15 protein-coding genes and 1 riboswitch are annotated in these 15,369 nt (G+C 28.2%); of the genes, 1 reads left to right on the forward strand and 14 read right to left on the reverse strand.

From position 1 onward, the window contains the following. Positions 1–3 precede the first annotated feature (3 nt). The 14 genes from hemL to metA all read right to left on the reverse strand — a co-directional run bounded on the left by hemL (position 4) and on the right by metA (position 13,291). A complete protein-coding gene (gene hemL, locus NSA50_RS04320; RefSeq protein WP_257443227.1) occupies positions 4–1,284 on the reverse strand; it encodes a glutamate-1-semialdehyde 2,1-aminomutase in 1,281 nt (426 codons plus the stop codon). A gap of 4 nt (positions 1,285–1,288) precedes the next feature. Beyond that, complete coding sequence (hemB, locus tag NSA50_RS04325) at positions 1,289–2,257, reverse strand: porphobilinogen synthase (protein WP_195429239.1); 969 nt, start codon at positions 2,255–2,257, stop codon at positions 1,289–1,291. Between the two features lies 1 nt (position 2,258). After that, on the reverse strand, positions 2,259–3,746 hold the full coding sequence (gene cobA / locus NSA50_RS04330; RefSeq protein WP_195429237.1) for a uroporphyrinogen-III C-methyltransferase: 1,488 nt from the start codon (positions 3,744–3,746) through the stop codon (positions 2,259–2,261). A 5-nt stretch (positions 3,747–3,751) separates the two neighbouring features. Then, on the reverse strand, positions 3,752–4,624 hold the full coding sequence (gene hemC / locus NSA50_RS04335) for a hydroxymethylbilane synthase (protein ID WP_257443231.1): 873 nt from the start codon (positions 4,622–4,624) through the stop codon (positions 3,752–3,754). A 10-nt stretch (positions 4,625–4,634) separates the two neighbouring features. Next, complete coding sequence (locus NSA50_RS04340; protein ID WP_195265367.1) at positions 4,635–5,303, reverse strand: NAD(P)-dependent oxidoreductase; 669 nt, start codon at positions 5,301–5,303, stop codon at positions 4,635–4,637. Next, on the reverse strand, positions 5,261–6,466 hold the full coding sequence (gene hemA, locus NSA50_RS04345; protein WP_195265365.1) for a glutamyl-tRNA reductase: 1,206 nt from the start codon (positions 6,464–6,466) through the stop codon (positions 5,261–5,263). The genes NSA50_RS04340 and hemA overlap by 43 nt, the downstream gene beginning before the upstream one ends. Positions 6,467–6,691: 225 nt before the next feature. Next, positions 6,692–7,654 (reverse strand): sulfite reductase subunit C, encoded by a 963-nt coding sequence (gene asrC / locus NSA50_RS04350; protein WP_257443236.1) that lies wholly within the window; start codon positions 7,652–7,654, stop codon positions 6,692–6,694. A gap of 11 nt (positions 7,655–7,665) precedes the next feature. Beyond that, positions 7,666–8,460: an anaerobic sulfite reductase subunit AsrB gene (asrB, locus tag NSA50_RS04355; RefSeq protein ID WP_195265362.1), complete on the reverse strand. Its 795-nt coding sequence runs from the start codon at positions 8,458–8,460 to the stop codon at positions 7,666–7,668. 1 nt (position 8,461) lies between these two features. Then, positions 8,462–9,469: an anaerobic sulfite reductase subunit AsrA gene (asrA, locus tag NSA50_RS04360; protein WP_257443238.1), complete on the reverse strand. Its 1,008-nt coding sequence runs from the start codon at positions 9,467–9,469 to the stop codon at positions 8,462–8,464. A gap of 12 nt (positions 9,470–9,481) precedes the next feature. Next, positions 9,482–10,258, reverse strand: a complete 777-nt coding sequence (locus NSA50_RS04365; RefSeq protein WP_257443369.1) for a formate/nitrite transporter family protein — start codon at positions 10,256–10,258, stop codon at positions 9,482–9,484. Between the two features lie 109 nt (positions 10,259–10,367). After that, positions 10,368–11,057 (reverse strand): Crp/Fnr family transcriptional regulator, encoded by a 690-nt coding sequence (locus NSA50_RS04370; RefSeq protein WP_195265360.1) that lies wholly within the window; start codon positions 11,055–11,057, stop codon positions 10,368–10,370. Positions 11,058–11,190: 133 nt separating this feature from the next. Continuing rightward, positions 11,191–11,589 (reverse strand): DUF2871 domain-containing protein, encoded by a 399-nt coding sequence (locus tag NSA50_RS04375; protein WP_195265359.1) that lies wholly within the window; start codon positions 11,587–11,589, stop codon positions 11,191–11,193. 141 nt (positions 11,590–11,730) lie between these two features. Then, entirely contained in the window at positions 11,731–12,252 is a 522-nt protein-coding gene (locus NSA50_RS04380; protein WP_195265358.1) for an NAD-dependent dehydratase, read from the reverse strand. A 121-nt stretch (positions 12,253–12,373) separates the two neighbouring features. Next, positions 12,374–13,291, reverse strand: coding sequence for a homoserine O-acetyltransferase MetA (metA, locus tag NSA50_RS04385; protein WP_195265357.1), 918 nt, complete (start codon positions 13,289–13,291; stop codon positions 12,374–12,376). A 131-nt stretch (positions 13,292–13,422) separates the two neighbouring features. Then, positions 13,423–13,524, forward strand: a riboswitch (purine riboswitch). Between the two features lie 42 nt (positions 13,525–13,566). Here metA and ade point away from each other — a divergent pair. Further along, positions 13,567–15,303 carry an adenine deaminase gene (ade, locus tag NSA50_RS04390; protein ID WP_195429232.1) on the forward strand — a complete coding sequence of 579 codons (1,737 nt, stop codon included), beginning with the start codon at positions 13,567–13,569 and terminating at the stop codon, positions 15,301–15,303. The last annotated feature ends 66 nt before the right edge of the window (positions 15,304–15,369 follow it).

The raw sequence follows: 15,369 nt of genomic DNA on the forward strand, positions 1-15,369 counted from the left end.
TCTCTATTCTATATTAAACTCTCTAAAAACATTTAAAAATTTATTTATATGCTCTTCTGTGTGAGCAACACTTAAAAATAAAGCTTCATATTGTGATGGTGGTATATTAATTCCATTTGATATCATATGGTTAAAATACTTTTTAAACATATTTTCATTGCATGTTTTTACATCATCATATTTTTTAACTTCTTTTAAATCTGTAAAAAATATAGTAAACATTCCGCCCTGTCTGTTAATTGTCATTGGAATACGTTTTTCTTTAGCAATTTCTAATAAACCTTTTTCTAGCATTGATCCTAGATGATTTATTTTTTCATAATACTCTTCTTTATGTTTTTTTAATTTCTTTAAAGTTGCAATTCCTGCTGCCATTACAATAGGATTTCCAGACATAGTTCCAGCTTGATATACTTCACCTATTGGAGATAAACATTCCATTATTTCCTTTTTACCTCCATATGCTCCACAAGGAAGTCCCCCTCCCATTATTTTTGCATATGTTACTAAATCAGGTTTTGCTTTAAATAATTTTTGAGCTCCTTCAAAAGATACTCTAAATCCACTCATAACTTCATCAAATATTAATAGTGCTTTATATTTATCACAAAGTTCTCTTAAAAGATTCATAAAATCTTCTTCTGCTTTTATTACTCCCATATTTCCTGCTACTGGTTCTATAATTACCCCTGCAATATCATCTCCATATTTATCGAATAGAGATTTAATGCTTTCTTTATCATTATATACTGCTATAAGGGTATTTTTTATACTATCAGTAGGTACTCCTAGTGATCCTGGTATTCCATTTGTTAATACTCCTGATCCCGCCTCAACTAAAAATCCATCAAAATGTCCATGATAGCATCCAGCAAATTTTATTATCTTATTCTTTTTAGTATATCCTCTTGCTAATTTTATTGCACTCATAGTAGCTTCAGTACCTGAATTAACCATTCTTATCATATCTATGTTTTCTAAATTTTTGCATAAGAATTTAGACATTATTAGTTCTAATTCAGTTGGAGCTCCAAATGCAATTGCACTTTCTGAAGTTTCTTTTATAGCATTTACAACATCTTTATCGGAATGTCCTAATATCATAGGTCCCCATGCAAGAACAAAATCTATATATTCCTTACCTTCTTCATCTATTATTATTGCCCCTTTTCCACCTTTTATAATTGGAGGCTCCATTCCAGTATTTCTATATGATCTAACTGGAGAATTAACTCCACCTGGCATATACTTTTTTGATTCATGAAAAATAACTTGATTTCTCATAAAATTAATCCTCCTTTAACCATTTTGCTACTTCTAATGCATAATAAGTTATTATCATATCTGAACCTGCTCTTTTCATTGAAAGAAGCATTTCTAAAACTACTCCTTTTTCATTAATAAGTCCTGCTTCAGCTGCAGATTTTACCATCGCAAATTCTCCACTAACATTATAAGCACAAATTGGTACATTTATTTTATCCTTTGCTCTTCTTATTATATCTAAGTATGACATTGCTGGTTTGACAATGACTATATCTGCACCTTCGTTTATGTCCCACTCTATTTCCCTTATTGCTTCATCTGAATTTGCAGGGTCCATTTGATACGTTTTTCTATCTCCAAACTGCGGTGCAGAATGAGCAGCTTCTCTAAATGGTCCATAGAAAAATGATGAATATTTAGCAGCATAACTCATTATAGCTACATTTTCATATCCATTTTCATCTAATACTTTTCTTATATGCGCAATTCTTCCATCCATCATATCTGATGGTGCAACCATGTGAGCTCCAGCCTTTGCATGGGATAAAGCTATTTTACCTAGTACTTCTAATGTTTTATCATTATCTACTTCACTTCCATTTAATATTCCACAATGTCCATGACTTGTATATTGACACATACAAACATCTGTAATTACATATAAGTTTTTTGAAAGTTCTCTTACTTTTCTTACAGCTTGTTGTACTATTCCATTGTCATTAAAGCTCTCTGATCCACATTCATCTTTTTCATTTGGTAATCCAAATATAATTACACCTTTTATGTTAAGGCTTTCTACTTCATCTATTACTTCATGTAATCTATCTATTGACCAATGATAGTTACCTTTCATTGACGAAATTTCTTCTTTTTTATTTTCTCCTTCAACAACAAAAATAGGGAGAATTAAATCATTCGTACTTAATGTATTTTCTCTTACTAAATCTCTTATTGCTGTATTTGCTCTTAATCTTCTTCCCCTGTTTATCATTTTATTCACCTTTACTTTCTCTATATTTACTATATATTTCTACTATTTCATCTATAAATCCATCTTCAGAATGCTTTTTACACATATGTCCTTCTATAGAATTTGATTTTAAAGTCTTATATGTTTGAGGCCCTATAGCTATATTAAACTTACATTTAATTTCTTCTATACTAAACATATTTATCATATTATTTACAGTACTAGGACTAGTGTATAATATAAAATCTACTTCTTCAAATGCTCTTTTATTTCTTACGTCACCACAAACTGTGTCATATGTATGTACCCTATCGACATATAAACCTAACTTTTCAATTTCTTCTTTTAAATATTCTCTACTACTAGAGGAACAAGGGATTAATACCTTTTCTCCTTTAATTAAATGTGGCTCTAAAGCCTTAAATAAACCTTCACCAACAAATTCTCTTCCCATTATAAAGGCTTGAACTCCTCTTGCTTCCAAAGCTTTTCTCGTTGCTTTGCCGACTACTGAAAATTTTGCTTTAATATTTCTTATATCTACTTTCTTTTCTATAATATAATCAAAAAGCATATTAACACCATTTACTGAAGTTAAGATTATATGATCATAATTGCTCAATTTATCTTTAACTAAATCTAAATTATCTTTAGTTTCTTGTATTTTTATAGAGTTTATTTCTGTTATCTCTGCACCTAAATTTCTAAGCTTCTTCTTCAAGTTAGATGATTGCTCTCTTGATCTCGTTACACATATATTAAGACCAAAAAGAGGTTTCTTCTCATACCAATTTAGCTTATCATTAAGTTCAACAACATCCCCCATAACAATTATACAAGGTGATTTTAATTTAGCTTCTATTACTTTTTTCTCAATATCTTCTAGTGTTCCAACTACCTTCTTTTGCTTTGAAGAAGTTCCTCTCATTACTACAGCTACTTTAGTATTTACATCTTTACCATTATTTATTAATCTTTCAATGATATCCCTTAAATTATTTAGCCCCATCATGAAGACTAAAGTACCTTTTTCTTTAGCTATCGCTTCCCAATTTATATTTAATGTTCCTGCAGTCATACCTGTAACTATATGAAAGCTTTGTGCCATTTCCCTTTGTGTTATAGGAATACCTGCATAATTTAATACTGATATTGGTGAAGTCACTCCTGGAACTACTTCAAACTCTATATCCTCTTCAATTAAAGAAAGTACTTCTTCTCCACCTCTTCCAAAAACATAAGGGTCTCCCCCTTTTATTCTTCCTACAATATGCCCCTCTTTAGCAAGTTTTACTAATGTTTCATTTATTTCTTCTTGTGTTTTATAATGACATCCTGGTTCTTTACCACAATAATATATTTCACAATCTTCTTTTAAATAGTTAAGTATATTATTTGAAACTAATCTATCATATAAAACGGCAGTACAATCTTTTAAAACTTCTACTGCCTTTAATGTTAATAATTCTTCATCTCCTGGTCCAGTACCAATTATATAAACTTTGCTCATTTTAATTATCCTTTCAAAATCTTTTCTGCTAATTTAAATCCTAGTTCTATATTTTCACTTTTATTACCTAAGATATCTTTTTTAACAATTTTTCCTCCTACATCAAAGGTACCTATCATATATAAATCATTATTTTTTATTTCTGAGTAGACACCAATTACGCTATGGCACCCTCCATTTAGTTTTTTCATAAAGCTTCTTTCTGCTTCTACTGAAACTCTAACTTCTTTATTATCTAATCTTCTTAAATAATTGTTGAATTCACCATTTTTTAATGCTTCTATTCCTAAAGCACCTTGGCCTATTGCTGGTAAAAATTGTTTGGGATCAAAATAATCAGTTATTATATCTTCTAAACCTAATCGCTTTACTCCTGCTGCTGCTAAAATTATTCCATCCATATTTTCGTTTTTCATCTTTTCTAATCTTGTTTGGACATTTCCTCTTATTGGAACAATATTTAAATCACTTCTTAACTCTTTTAGCATTGAAGCTCTTCTTATACTACTTGTTCCAATAACAGCACCAGCTTTTAAATCCTTAAAATGAATACCATTGCTTGATACAAATATATCTCTAATATCATCTCTTTCAGGAATAGCTACTAGCTCAAAACCTTCTGGTAATTCAAAAGGCACATCTTTCATACTATGCACGGCTGCATGCGCTTTTCTATTTAAAAGTGAATATTCTATTTCTTTAACAAAAAGACCTTTTCCGCCTATTTTATCTAATGTTACATCAAGTCTTCTATCACCTTCTGTAACTACCAATAATTTTTTAGCACTTATATTATTTCTTTCTTTAATAAGTTCAATTACTTTATCTGCTTGAACTTGTGCTAATTTACTTTTTCTAGTTGCAATAATTAGTTCCATAAAATATCTCCTATAAATTTTTATATATTTTATTAGATACTTCTTTTCCAAAAAACATATCTATTACTATTTTGTCTTTTCCTTTTTCATATATGTATTTGAAATCTTCACTACATATAAATTTAATTATATCATTTTTGTTTTCTCTTAAAGATTTTGCTTGTTCCCTAATAAGAGATGAGTAACCAATAAAGTCATCATAATTCTTTAGTAAATCCAATATTTTTTCTGCTATCATTAATGAACCCTTTGGATTTCCATTCTTGGTATTTACTGAAAAGCTTATATTTTTCAACTCTCTTTGAACTGGTGCTACTGCCATTCCATTTGAATATTCAGAAGCAAATATGTATATTTTATACTCATCATCACAATCTTTTTTTATTTCTAAATTCTTATTGTAATCATCTGTTGCTATTATTATTAAATGCTTATCTCTAATAAAGTCCTTATTATATTCTCCTTTAATTAAATTAATATCTTTTAAATTTGAAAATTTATCAATAAAATTTAAAGATAAAACATCAACAATGCATCCCTTATGTAAAAAGTTTTTTCCTTTTATATAGCCAACATTTCCTCCACCAACTATACCAACTCTTAATTTCTTAGACATTATAGAAATATAAGTATAATTTAAAGATTCTTTAGGAATATCTTTTCTAGTATCTTTATACATTCTTCTCCTTGCCCCTTTAATTGTTCTTCTTTTAATACTTCTATTGCCCTATTAACATAGTAATCTGACGTACTCTTTATAAGTTTTTCTGCAATTTCTATATCTTTTTTATCATTACATTTATTCTTTAATGTAGTTTGCCTTTCTTTTATAACTCTAGAACTATTTTTTTTCATATCTTTGATAACATACGCTACATCTCTTATGTTCTTCCAATTAAAATAGCCTTCTATATATTCATTTATAATATTTTTAAACTGTAGCATTCTTTCTTTTCTAAGTTTTTTATTTTCATCATCCATTGAACTTATATCATCAATATCATAAAGATCTATCCTTGTATATTCTTTAACTTTTTCATCAACATCTCTTGGCAAAGCTAAATCAAATATTATTAGCTTATTTCCACTCTCTTTTATATGTTTTTTCTCTATAATTAAGTGTGGAGCAGAAGTGCAAGAAACCACACATTCCATATCATTTATTATATTTCTTCCATCTTCATAAGTCATTATGTTAACTCTTTTATCATCAATATCATTAACACTTTCAACTCTTCTAACTACAATATTCAATTCTTCTATATCATTAGAAAGAGCATATTTAACTACTAGTTTTCCTACTTCTCCATATCCTATAACCATAATTTTCTTTGCATTATTTTTTATTGCTTCATTAATAGCTATTGATGCAGAAGAAACTGGAATTTCATATAATTTCCCTTCAGTTCTAAATTTTTTGCCGCAAGTTATTGCTTCTTGAAATAATCTTTGCAAATCATGTTTAACTGATTTTAGTTCATCTGCCAAATGATATGCATCTTTTATTTGTCCAAGTATTTGATCTTCTCCTAATATCTTTGAGTGGAATCCACAAACCACTTCCATCAAATGTTTTACTGTTTCCTTTTCATCTAAGTAGAAACAATAATCTCTTAAATTAATATTCCAATTTAGCACTTCAAAAATCTTTTTTAATCCTTCTTCTCCATTTAAAGAACCATTAAAATAAATTTCTGTTCTATTACAAGTGCTCAGAATAACAACCTCATCGAAATATTGAAGTAGCTCTTTTGTATATCCTTCTCTCTTTTTTTGAGACAAAGCTAACTTTTCTCTTATTTCTACTCCTGTATTCTTTTTAATCCCTAAAAGCTGAATCATAATTTTACTCCTAAATTATCTTTATTACTTCGTTTATTTTTATAATAACCCTATTATACTCTTATTACAAATTTTTTTGCACATTTCATATGTATTTTACTTAAATTAAAGTTTAAGACCGCTAAAAATAGCGGTCTTAGAAGTTTTACCATATTAATTTTACATATTTAACTAGTATTTTGTCTAATACTTTATACTAATTTTATTTATAAGTATTTACCTATATTAGTATCTTATTCCACTCCAATAGATATTATCTTTTAGAATAGCTTTATCTGAAAGTTCTACTCCTTCAAGAGCCCACTTTTTAAATTCCATAAATCCTGTTCTATCTACAATATATCCAATATGCTCTTTTCCACCTGGAGCATCTTTAGCAATATATTGTTCAACATACTTATAAGTATTTAATATTATTTTTATTATGCTTTCTTCATCTACCCATACAATAAAGTCTTCAGCTAATCTTGGATTTTTCTTTCCTGTTCTACCCATTATAGCTAATCTATAATATTTTTCTTTACTTCTTGTCCATGCTCCTGTTGGACAGTTTATAACACATTCTCCACAACCTATACATTTACTATGATTTCTTACTGGTCTATAGTTTTCTGGATGTAATGCTCCTGTTGATTTTTTCTTACATGCTCTAACACATGCACCACATGATATACACTTATCTCTATCAAATTGTGGCTCTGTCATTCCTATTATTCCAAAGTCGTGCATTCTAGCTTTGATACAGTCATTCGGACATCCTGTTAATGCTATTTTAAAATGTAAATCATTAGGGAATATAGCTTTTTCTATCTTCTTAGCAAAATTAGTAGTATTATAATTTGCGTATGGACAGACTTTATTACCTATACATGCTGATACGTTTCTTGTTCCAGCTGCTGTATATCCCTTTCCTGGGATTTCTTGATTTATTTCTAATCCTTCTATTATAGGTTGAAGGAGAATGTTAACCTCATCTATGTCGTTCATATCTATGCCTGGGATTTCAAATCCTTGTCTTGTTGTTAAATGAACTGTTCCATCACCATATTTATCCGCAATTTCTTGAATTAATCCTAAGTATTCAGCCTTTAAGAATCCACCTGGAACTCTTATTCTTGAAGCTGTTATTCCTCTTCTTTTTGTAACTCTAAAGGCATTTTTTTTCAGCTTTTTAGTATTGATATCCATAGTGTCTCCTCCTAATCTATTAACTCTTTTCCTTTTGAATAATTAAATACAGGTCCATCTAAACAAATATATGTATCGTCTATTCTACAGTGTCCACATTTTCCTATTCCACAACACATTTTTCTTTCTTGAGAAATCCATATGTTTTCTTCCTTAATGCCAAGTTTTAAGAACTCTAATACAGTAAATTTCATCATCATAGGTGGTCCAACAACAACTACTTGTACATTTTCTTTATCTTTTATATCAAGCTCTGGAACATATTTTGTTACAAGTCCAACTTTTCCTTCGTAACCTTCTTTTGCTCCATCTACTGTTATTATAAGATTCATATTCTTTTCCCAAGCCTTTATATCTTCTTTGAAAAGAATATCTTCTGGAGATTTAAATCCCGAAATAAGTGTGAATCCTTTTGAGTCATCTTTATTTTCTGAGAAGTAATCTACAATTCCCTTAACTGGTGATAATCCTGTTCCTCCAGCAACAACAACTACTTCTTTACCTTTATAGTTGTTAATATCAAATCCATTTCCGTATGGACCTCTTAAGAATAGCTTGTCTCCAACATAATTATTGAATATTTCATCTGTTACTTTACCTACTCTTCTTATAGTTAAATCAACATAATTTTCACCTATTCCACTTACTGATATAGGAGCTTCCCCATACTTTGGAAGTGATACTTCAAAGAATTGTCCTGGTTTTACATCTCCCTTAAAAGCCATTCTAAAAGTATATTCTATTTCTGTATGCTTAATAACTTCTAATATTTCTGATATAAATGGTATATACTCGTTTGTATTCATATTACTTCACCTCTTCCATAGCCTTTTCTAATTTATTAACACAACTTGAGAATGATATATATTCTGGACATGCATCGTCACATCTTCCGCAACCTACACACATATGATATCCCCATCTCTTTTTGTAATCATAAACCTTATGAAGAACTTTAAATCTCATTCTTTGTCCTTTTTCTTTTCTAAAGCTATGTCCTCCAGCCATATCTGTATATCCATCTACTTGGCATGAAGCCCAAACTCTTCTTCTTTCCCCTGCTTTTCCATTATCTTTGTAGAATATATCTTGCATTGTAAAGCATGTACAAGTCGGACAGACGAAATTACATCTACCACAAGCTATACATCTTTCTGAATATTCATCCCATACCTTTGAATTCATAACTTTTAATTCTAAATTATTTGGTATATTAACTTTAACATCATTACTTTCAACAAAATCTGGACTTACATCTATTGATTCATTATTTAATTTAGTGAATATACCTTCTAATTCTTCATCTTTTATATCTAAAAATACTTCTTCACCAGATTGTTTAACATATGCATTATATTCATTAGTTTTATTTGTTTCCATACTTACACAGAAGCAGTTTTCAAAGTTTTTTTCGCAGCCCATTAAAACAAACTTAGCTTTTTCTCTTAGTTTCTTATAATATGGATCTTCAAATTTATTTCTTAAATAAATATCATCAATTCTTTTTAATGAATGCATATCACAACTTCTTAGGAATATTAGTATTGACTTTTCATCAACGTTTGGTTCTTTTATTTCATCTTCTGTAAAGAAAAATACTGTTTGTGTTATTGGTAGTAAAACTTCTTTATATGAAAACTGTGATTTTTTATCGAATTCTATTTCCTCAATTTTTGATATTTCACCATATCTAACTATATCAGTATCCGAAAAAGTTCCCTTTCCTTCGAAAACTTTTGGTGCATATATCTTATATTTTTTTGATAGCTCTTTTAATCCATTATTAAATTCTTCTACTTTAAGCTTATATCCCATCTTAAACACCTCTTAGTTTACTTTTTTCTTTCTAGATATTATGTAATAAGGTATTGCCATAAATACAATTCCTCCAACCATATTACCTAATGTTACCATTATAATGTTATAGGCATATCCACCTATACTTACAGCAGCTCCAGCTGGTGATAGCAATCCTATAGTTAATAGAGTCATATTTGCAACGCTATGTTCAAAACCTGCTGTTATAAAAACAAATAAACACCAGAATATAATTATTAGCTTGGATACTTCTTCTTTGCATTTAAAGCTACACCATACAGCTAAACAAACTAACATATTACATAATATTCCTCTAAAAAATAAATCACTTGCTGGCAAAGACATTTTAGTAGCACTAGTTTTTGCTATAAATTCCCCAACTGGTCCATTTGCTAAACCAGCCATAAAAAACAATGATCCTGCAAGTATTGAACCTGTTAAGTTTCCAATAAAACTTACTATCCAAACCTTAATGGTATCTAGCCAAGAAACAGTCTTATTTAATGATCCAACTGCCATTATGAAATTATTTCCTGTAAATAATTCAGAGCCTGCAAATATCACTAGACTTAAGGCAACCCCAAATGATAATCCCATAACAATTTTTGTTACAGGCGAATTTGCCGAACTAAGCAACCCTCCAATTGTGAAAATTAACATAATACCTAATCCAACATAGATACCTGCTAACATTGAGCTAATAAAATATCCAAGTTTATTATTTTTTAAAAGTTCAACCTTAGATTTAGCAGCAGACGCAACCTTATTAAATTCTTCATTAAACATCATTTTTCTCCCCTTATGATTGTTATTATTATCACAATCTCTATGCTTAAATTATAAATGCTAATAAAAATAAAAACCGTGACTTTCATCACAGTTTTTATTTTTATTATCATATTCCTTTAAAAAATTTAGATAATTTATCTTTATCTTTTACTTTTATCTTTTTCTTTTCATATATTATTAAATCATTTTCTTGAAGTATTTTTAAAGCTCTAGAAATTGTTTCTCGTGGTGCTCCAAACATATCTGCTAAATAAGTTACACTTATATTTAAGTCTATAATAGTTCCATCTTGAACTTCTATTCCATAATCCTTAGATAACTTCCATAGCTTTGCCGCAACTCTTTTTTCAACCTTTATAGGAGTAGAATTTTTTAGCTGTCTATATAACCTTCTTACTTTTATACTTAAGGATGATATTACTATCTTTGTTAGTTCAAAGTCGCTCATCATAATTTCTTGGAACCTCATTCTATCAAATGATAAAACCTCAGCTTTTTCAAATACTTCACAGTTTATAGAAGCTGGTAAATCATCTAAAACTACTGCATTTAGTATAGACTCCTTACCTAATATAAATATTATCTTTTTTTGGGCTGACTCGTTTAATTTATAAAGAGCAACTTTTCCACTATATACTATATAAACTTTATTAATTTCATCTTTATCTCTAAATATATGACTGCCTTTTAAATAGCACTTACTTTCTCCTAATTCAGATAATGCATTTATTGTAGCCTTATCTAATTTATTGAATATCTCCATTTTGCCTAATTGATATTTTATTAACTCTTTCATATGTACGCACCATTCCTATAATTAAAATAATTATATTTAAACTATATATCAAATTTTATAAAAGTGCAAAAAATAAAGGAGTAATTATTCCCCCTTTATTTTTATCAAGTTTTATTATATTTATTATAAAATATTATTCTTTTATTGATTTATTAACTGTAACTACGAACCAGATCATTGCAATCCCAATCATAGCATGTCCAAGACCAGCTATATGGCTTAATCCAGCAAAATCAGTTCCTAATACTTGCATTATTCCTCTAGCTGTGAAAGTTCCTAAAACATATATTAATGATACATTATAAAATATCATCCATTTACTAAAATGTTTTATCTTTGATAATCCAAAATTTTTTTCTAAAAGTAACACTAAAATAAAGAAAATAAATCCTAATACTATTGCATGAGTATGTACAACTGATAATACAGTTCTTCCTTCAAATCCATTAAGCTTTGTAAACTCCCTGTAGAATACTCCCATGGCTAACCCCAAGACTAAATAAAAGATTGCAAAATTAAAATACTTTTTCATATTACACCTCCAAATAGCAATATAAATTATTAATTAATATTAATTATATAATATATTCTATCATTAATAATTTCAACCATAATTAAATTAATAAAAATGATAAAGCTAATAATACTTTTAAGCATTATTAGCTTTATCATTTTAAAAACTATATAATTTCTCTAAATCTAATTTTACATCTCCAGTTTTATATACTATGGAAGTATTTATATTATATATATTTTTATAATAAAGAATAATACTTTCTAAAGATTTCTGAACTGCTGAATATAAATTTAGTGGATTTCCTTCTTCATTAACCTTACTTTTACTTACTAAATTAATAAGCTTTGTATCTGTTGACGTTGTAAGTGCTTCTAAAATTAGAATAATATTTAAGTAATTACTACTTATAATATCTTTTATTTCATATTTATCTTCTAAGCTTAGATCATATAAATTATATATTACCTTAGGTTCTATAGATTTTAAAAGTAATTTTAAATGCTCTATGTTTCCATCAAATCTTATTATCGTAACTTCCTTTTCTATATCTTTTATTATATCTATTTCTTCATTCTTCATAAGTACTAGGTAAGTTTCAATATTCTTTAAAATAACATATTTAATAAAGTATATTAGAAAGTTATCTGAAGATCCAAATATAATTGCCCTATCTTTCATAAAATCCTCCATACATGCCTTTCTAATTTATTATATTACTATATATAACAAAAAGTGCCCTTATGAATTAATAGAAATTTAAATCATAAAGGCAAAGTAATTTTATATTTTGTATAAATAATCACTTTATATTTTCAAGTTTAAATGGAGTGTTTTGATATATGCAATAGTTTAACCAATTAGCAAAAACTATATTAGCACTTCCTCTCCATCTTACTATAGGAGTTTCTTTTATATTATCTTTAGGAAAATAATTTTTAGGGATATCTATTTTTATTCCTTTATTACAATCTCTTAAATACTCATTTTTTAGTGTATCTCTATCGTATTCTAAATGACCAGTAATAAATATTTGTCTTTTATCTCTTGTTGCAATAATAAATGCTCCAGCTTCTTCTGACTCTGATAATATTTCTAGCTCCTTAACTCTATTTATATCTTCCTTTGATGTAGTAGTATGCCTTGAATGAGGTGCATAAAAAATATCATCTAACCCTCGTGTTAAATCCTCACTGATTTTATTAATCTTGTGAGGAAATACTCCAAATATTTTCTTTTCTAAAGGCTTTTTATTTATATTGTAATGGTAATATAATGCAGCTTGAGCTCCCCAACATATGTGTAATGTAGAAAAAACATTCATTTTACTCCACTCCATTATTTCTCTTAGTTCATCCCAATATGATACATCTTCAAATTCCATAGTTTCAACAGGTGCCCCAGTTATTATTAACCCATCAAACTTATCATTTTTTACTTCATCAAAATAATTATAAAACTTTTTTAAATGCTCAATAGGAGTATTTTGAGACATATATGTTTTGGTTTGTATCAATGTTATTTCTACTTGTATTGGAGTATTAGATAGATATCTAAGCAATTGATTTTCAGCCTGAATCTTTATTGGCATTAAATTTAAAATTGCTATTTTTAAAGGTCTTACATCTTGTGTTTCTGCTCTTTCAATATTCATTACAAATATATTTTCATTAGATAAAACATTATATGCTGGAAGATCTCTTGGAATTTTGATTGGCAAATATACCCCCTCCTTATAAAAATATTAAATCATAAATTGTAAAAGTTTAAAAGTTCTTTAGTTCTTTATTTAACTATAAATAATATTATATTAATATAACTTTTCCTTTGACAGCTTGTCTGGTATTTCATATAATAGATAAAAATAACCTTCCTATAAGCCTGATAATATGGTTTGGGCGTCTCTACTATACTACCGTAAATAGTATAACTAAGAAGTTTTAATCCAGGTGAGGTTGTTTATTATTATATTTAAATATACTCAGAGGTGGATTTATGAATAAAAAAGATTTTATATCTCAAATTAAGGCTTCAAGTAAAGCAGAAATATGTGACTTAGTTATTAATAATATAACTATTGTTGATGTATTTCAAAACAGTTCTTTTATAAATAATGTAGCTATAAAAAATGGAGTTATTGTTGGCTTTGGTGATTATAATGGCACAGTTGAAATTGATGGTACTGGCAAATTTATTTGCCCTGGTCTTATAGATGCCCATGCTCATATCGAATCGTCACTAGTAACTCCACGAGAATACTATAAAGCTGCATTATTGCATGGAATCACATCTATAGTTATTGACCCTCATGAAATTGCTAATGTACTAGGAGACAAAGGTATAAAACTGATTATGGATCTTTCTAAAGCTACTCCATTTGATTATTACTTTATGCTTCCTTCATGCGTTCCAGCTACTTCTTTTGAAACTTCTGGAGCAATATTAGGAAGTGATGATTTGCATCAATTATATAATGAATCTAATGTATTAGGACTTGCCGAAGTTATGAATTTCCCTGAAGTTATAAATTGTTCTGATGATATGATTAATAAACTTTGGGATGCAAAATCAAATGGTTTAATAATTGATGGTCATTGTGCTGGATTTACAAATGATATGCTTAACGTTTATTCAACTGCAAATATAGTTACAGATCATGAATCGCATTTAGCTGAAGAAGTTATTGAAAGATTAAGAAGAGGCATGTATGTTCACATTAGAGAAGGATCTGTCGCAAAAAACCTAAAAGAATTAATAAAGGCTGCTTCTATTTCTAATAGTAGGAGAATTTGTTTTTGCACAGATGATAAGCATATAGATGATTTAATAGAAAATGGAAGTATTGATAACTCTATCAAAATGGCTATTTCTTATGGTCTAGCCCCTGAAACAGCTATTCAAATGTGTACATTAAATCCTTCAGAATGCTATAACCTTAAATACAAAGGAGCAATTGCACCAGGGTATGTAGCGGACTTTTTAATATTAGATGATTTATCTAATTTTAAGATTAACTCAGTTTATAAAAACGGAACACTAGTAGTACAAGAAAACACCTTGGTATGTGATGCATCTGCTACCCAATATGATTTTCCTAAATTAAATAACATCAATACGCCAAAAATTACTTTTCAAGATTTAGAAATAGATATAGAAGGAAAAACAAAACTTAATGTAATTAAAATTAATCCAAATAAGCTTGAAAGTAATCATGTAAAAGTTGATATAAGTACCTTAAAAGATACAAAATCATTTCAATCAGATGTAAATTTAGATTTGTTAAAAATAGCTGTGATTGAAAGACATAAAAATACAGGCAATATTGGCCTTGGAGTAATAAAAGGATTAAACCTAAAATATGGAGCAATTGCTACAACTGTTGCTCATGATTCTCATAATTTAATAACATGTGGAACATCTGATGAAGATATATTATTTGCAGTTGAAGAACTAAAAAAAATAAATGGTGGAATTATAGTTGTTAAAGATAAAAAGGTATTAGCATCAATTCAACTAGAAATCGCTGGGTTAATAACTTCAAGAACATCTCAAGAAGTTGTTGATGATTTAGCCAAACTACATTTAGCTATAAAGCAAGTTGCTCCAGATATAAATTTCAATCCATTTTTAACTTTATCTTTCTTATCATTACCAGTTATCCCAGAACTAAAAATAACTGATAAAGGATTATTTGATGTAAGTAAGTTTGAATTTATAGACAATGCTTATTAATGCTTTTCTTAGACATATAATTAAGAAATAAATTATAAAAATAGTCTATAGGATTATTAAAAATAA

Origin of the sequence: Clostridium mucosae, assembly GCF_024622765.1 — a bacterium.
Taxonomy (GTDB): Bacteria; Bacillota; Clostridia; order Clostridiales; family Clostridiaceae; genus Clostridium.

Excerpts from the sequence above, each read along its gene's own strand:
- hemL (WP_257443227.1), bottom strand. The coding sequence starts at position 1,284 with ATGAGAAATCAAGTTATTTTTCATGAATCAAAAAAGTATATGCCAGGT.
- hemB (WP_195429239.1), bottom strand. The coding sequence starts at position 2,257 with ATGATAAACAGGGGAAGAAGATTAAGAGCAAATACAGCAATAAGAGAT.
- cobA (WP_195429237.1), bottom strand. The coding sequence starts at position 3,746 with ATGAGCAAAGTTTATATAATTGGTACTGGACCAGGAGATGAAGAATTA.
- hemC (WP_257443231.1), bottom strand. The coding sequence starts at position 4,624 with ATGGAACTAATTATTGCAACTAGAAAAAGTAAATTAGCACAAGTTCAA.
- NSA50_RS04340 (WP_195265367.1), bottom strand. The coding sequence starts at position 5,303 with ATGTATAAAGATACTAGAAAAGATATTCCTAAAGAATCTTTAAATTAT.
- hemA (WP_195265365.1), bottom strand. The coding sequence starts at position 6,466 with ATGATTCAGCTTTTAGGGATTAAAAAGAATACAGGAGTAGAAATAAGA.
- asrC (WP_257443236.1), bottom strand. The coding sequence starts at position 7,654 with ATGGATATCAATACTAAAAAGCTGAAAAAAAATGCCTTTAGAGTTACA.
- asrB (WP_195265362.1), bottom strand. The coding sequence starts at position 8,460 with ATGAATACAAACGAGTATATACCATTTATATCAGAAATATTAGAAGTT.
- asrA (WP_257443238.1), bottom strand. The coding sequence starts at position 9,469 with ATGGGATATAAGCTTAAAGTAGAAGAATTTAATAATGGATTAAAAGAG.
- NSA50_RS04365 (WP_257443369.1), bottom strand. The coding sequence starts at position 10,258 with ATGTTTAATGAAGAATTTAATAAGGTTGCGTCTGCTGCTAAATCTAAG.
- NSA50_RS04370 (WP_195265360.1), bottom strand. The coding sequence starts at position 11,057 with ATGAAAGAGTTAATAAAATATCAATTAGGCAAAATGGAGATATTCAAT.
- NSA50_RS04375 (WP_195265359.1), bottom strand. The coding sequence starts at position 11,589 with ATGAAAAAGTATTTTAATTTTGCAATCTTTTATTTAGTCTTGGGGTTA.
- NSA50_RS04380 (WP_195265358.1), bottom strand. The coding sequence starts at position 12,252 with ATGAAAGATAGGGCAATTATATTTGGATCTTCAGATAACTTTCTAATA.
- ade (WP_195429232.1), top strand. The coding sequence starts at position 13,567 with ATGAATAAAAAAGATTTTATATCTCAAATTAAGGCTTCAAGTAAAGCA.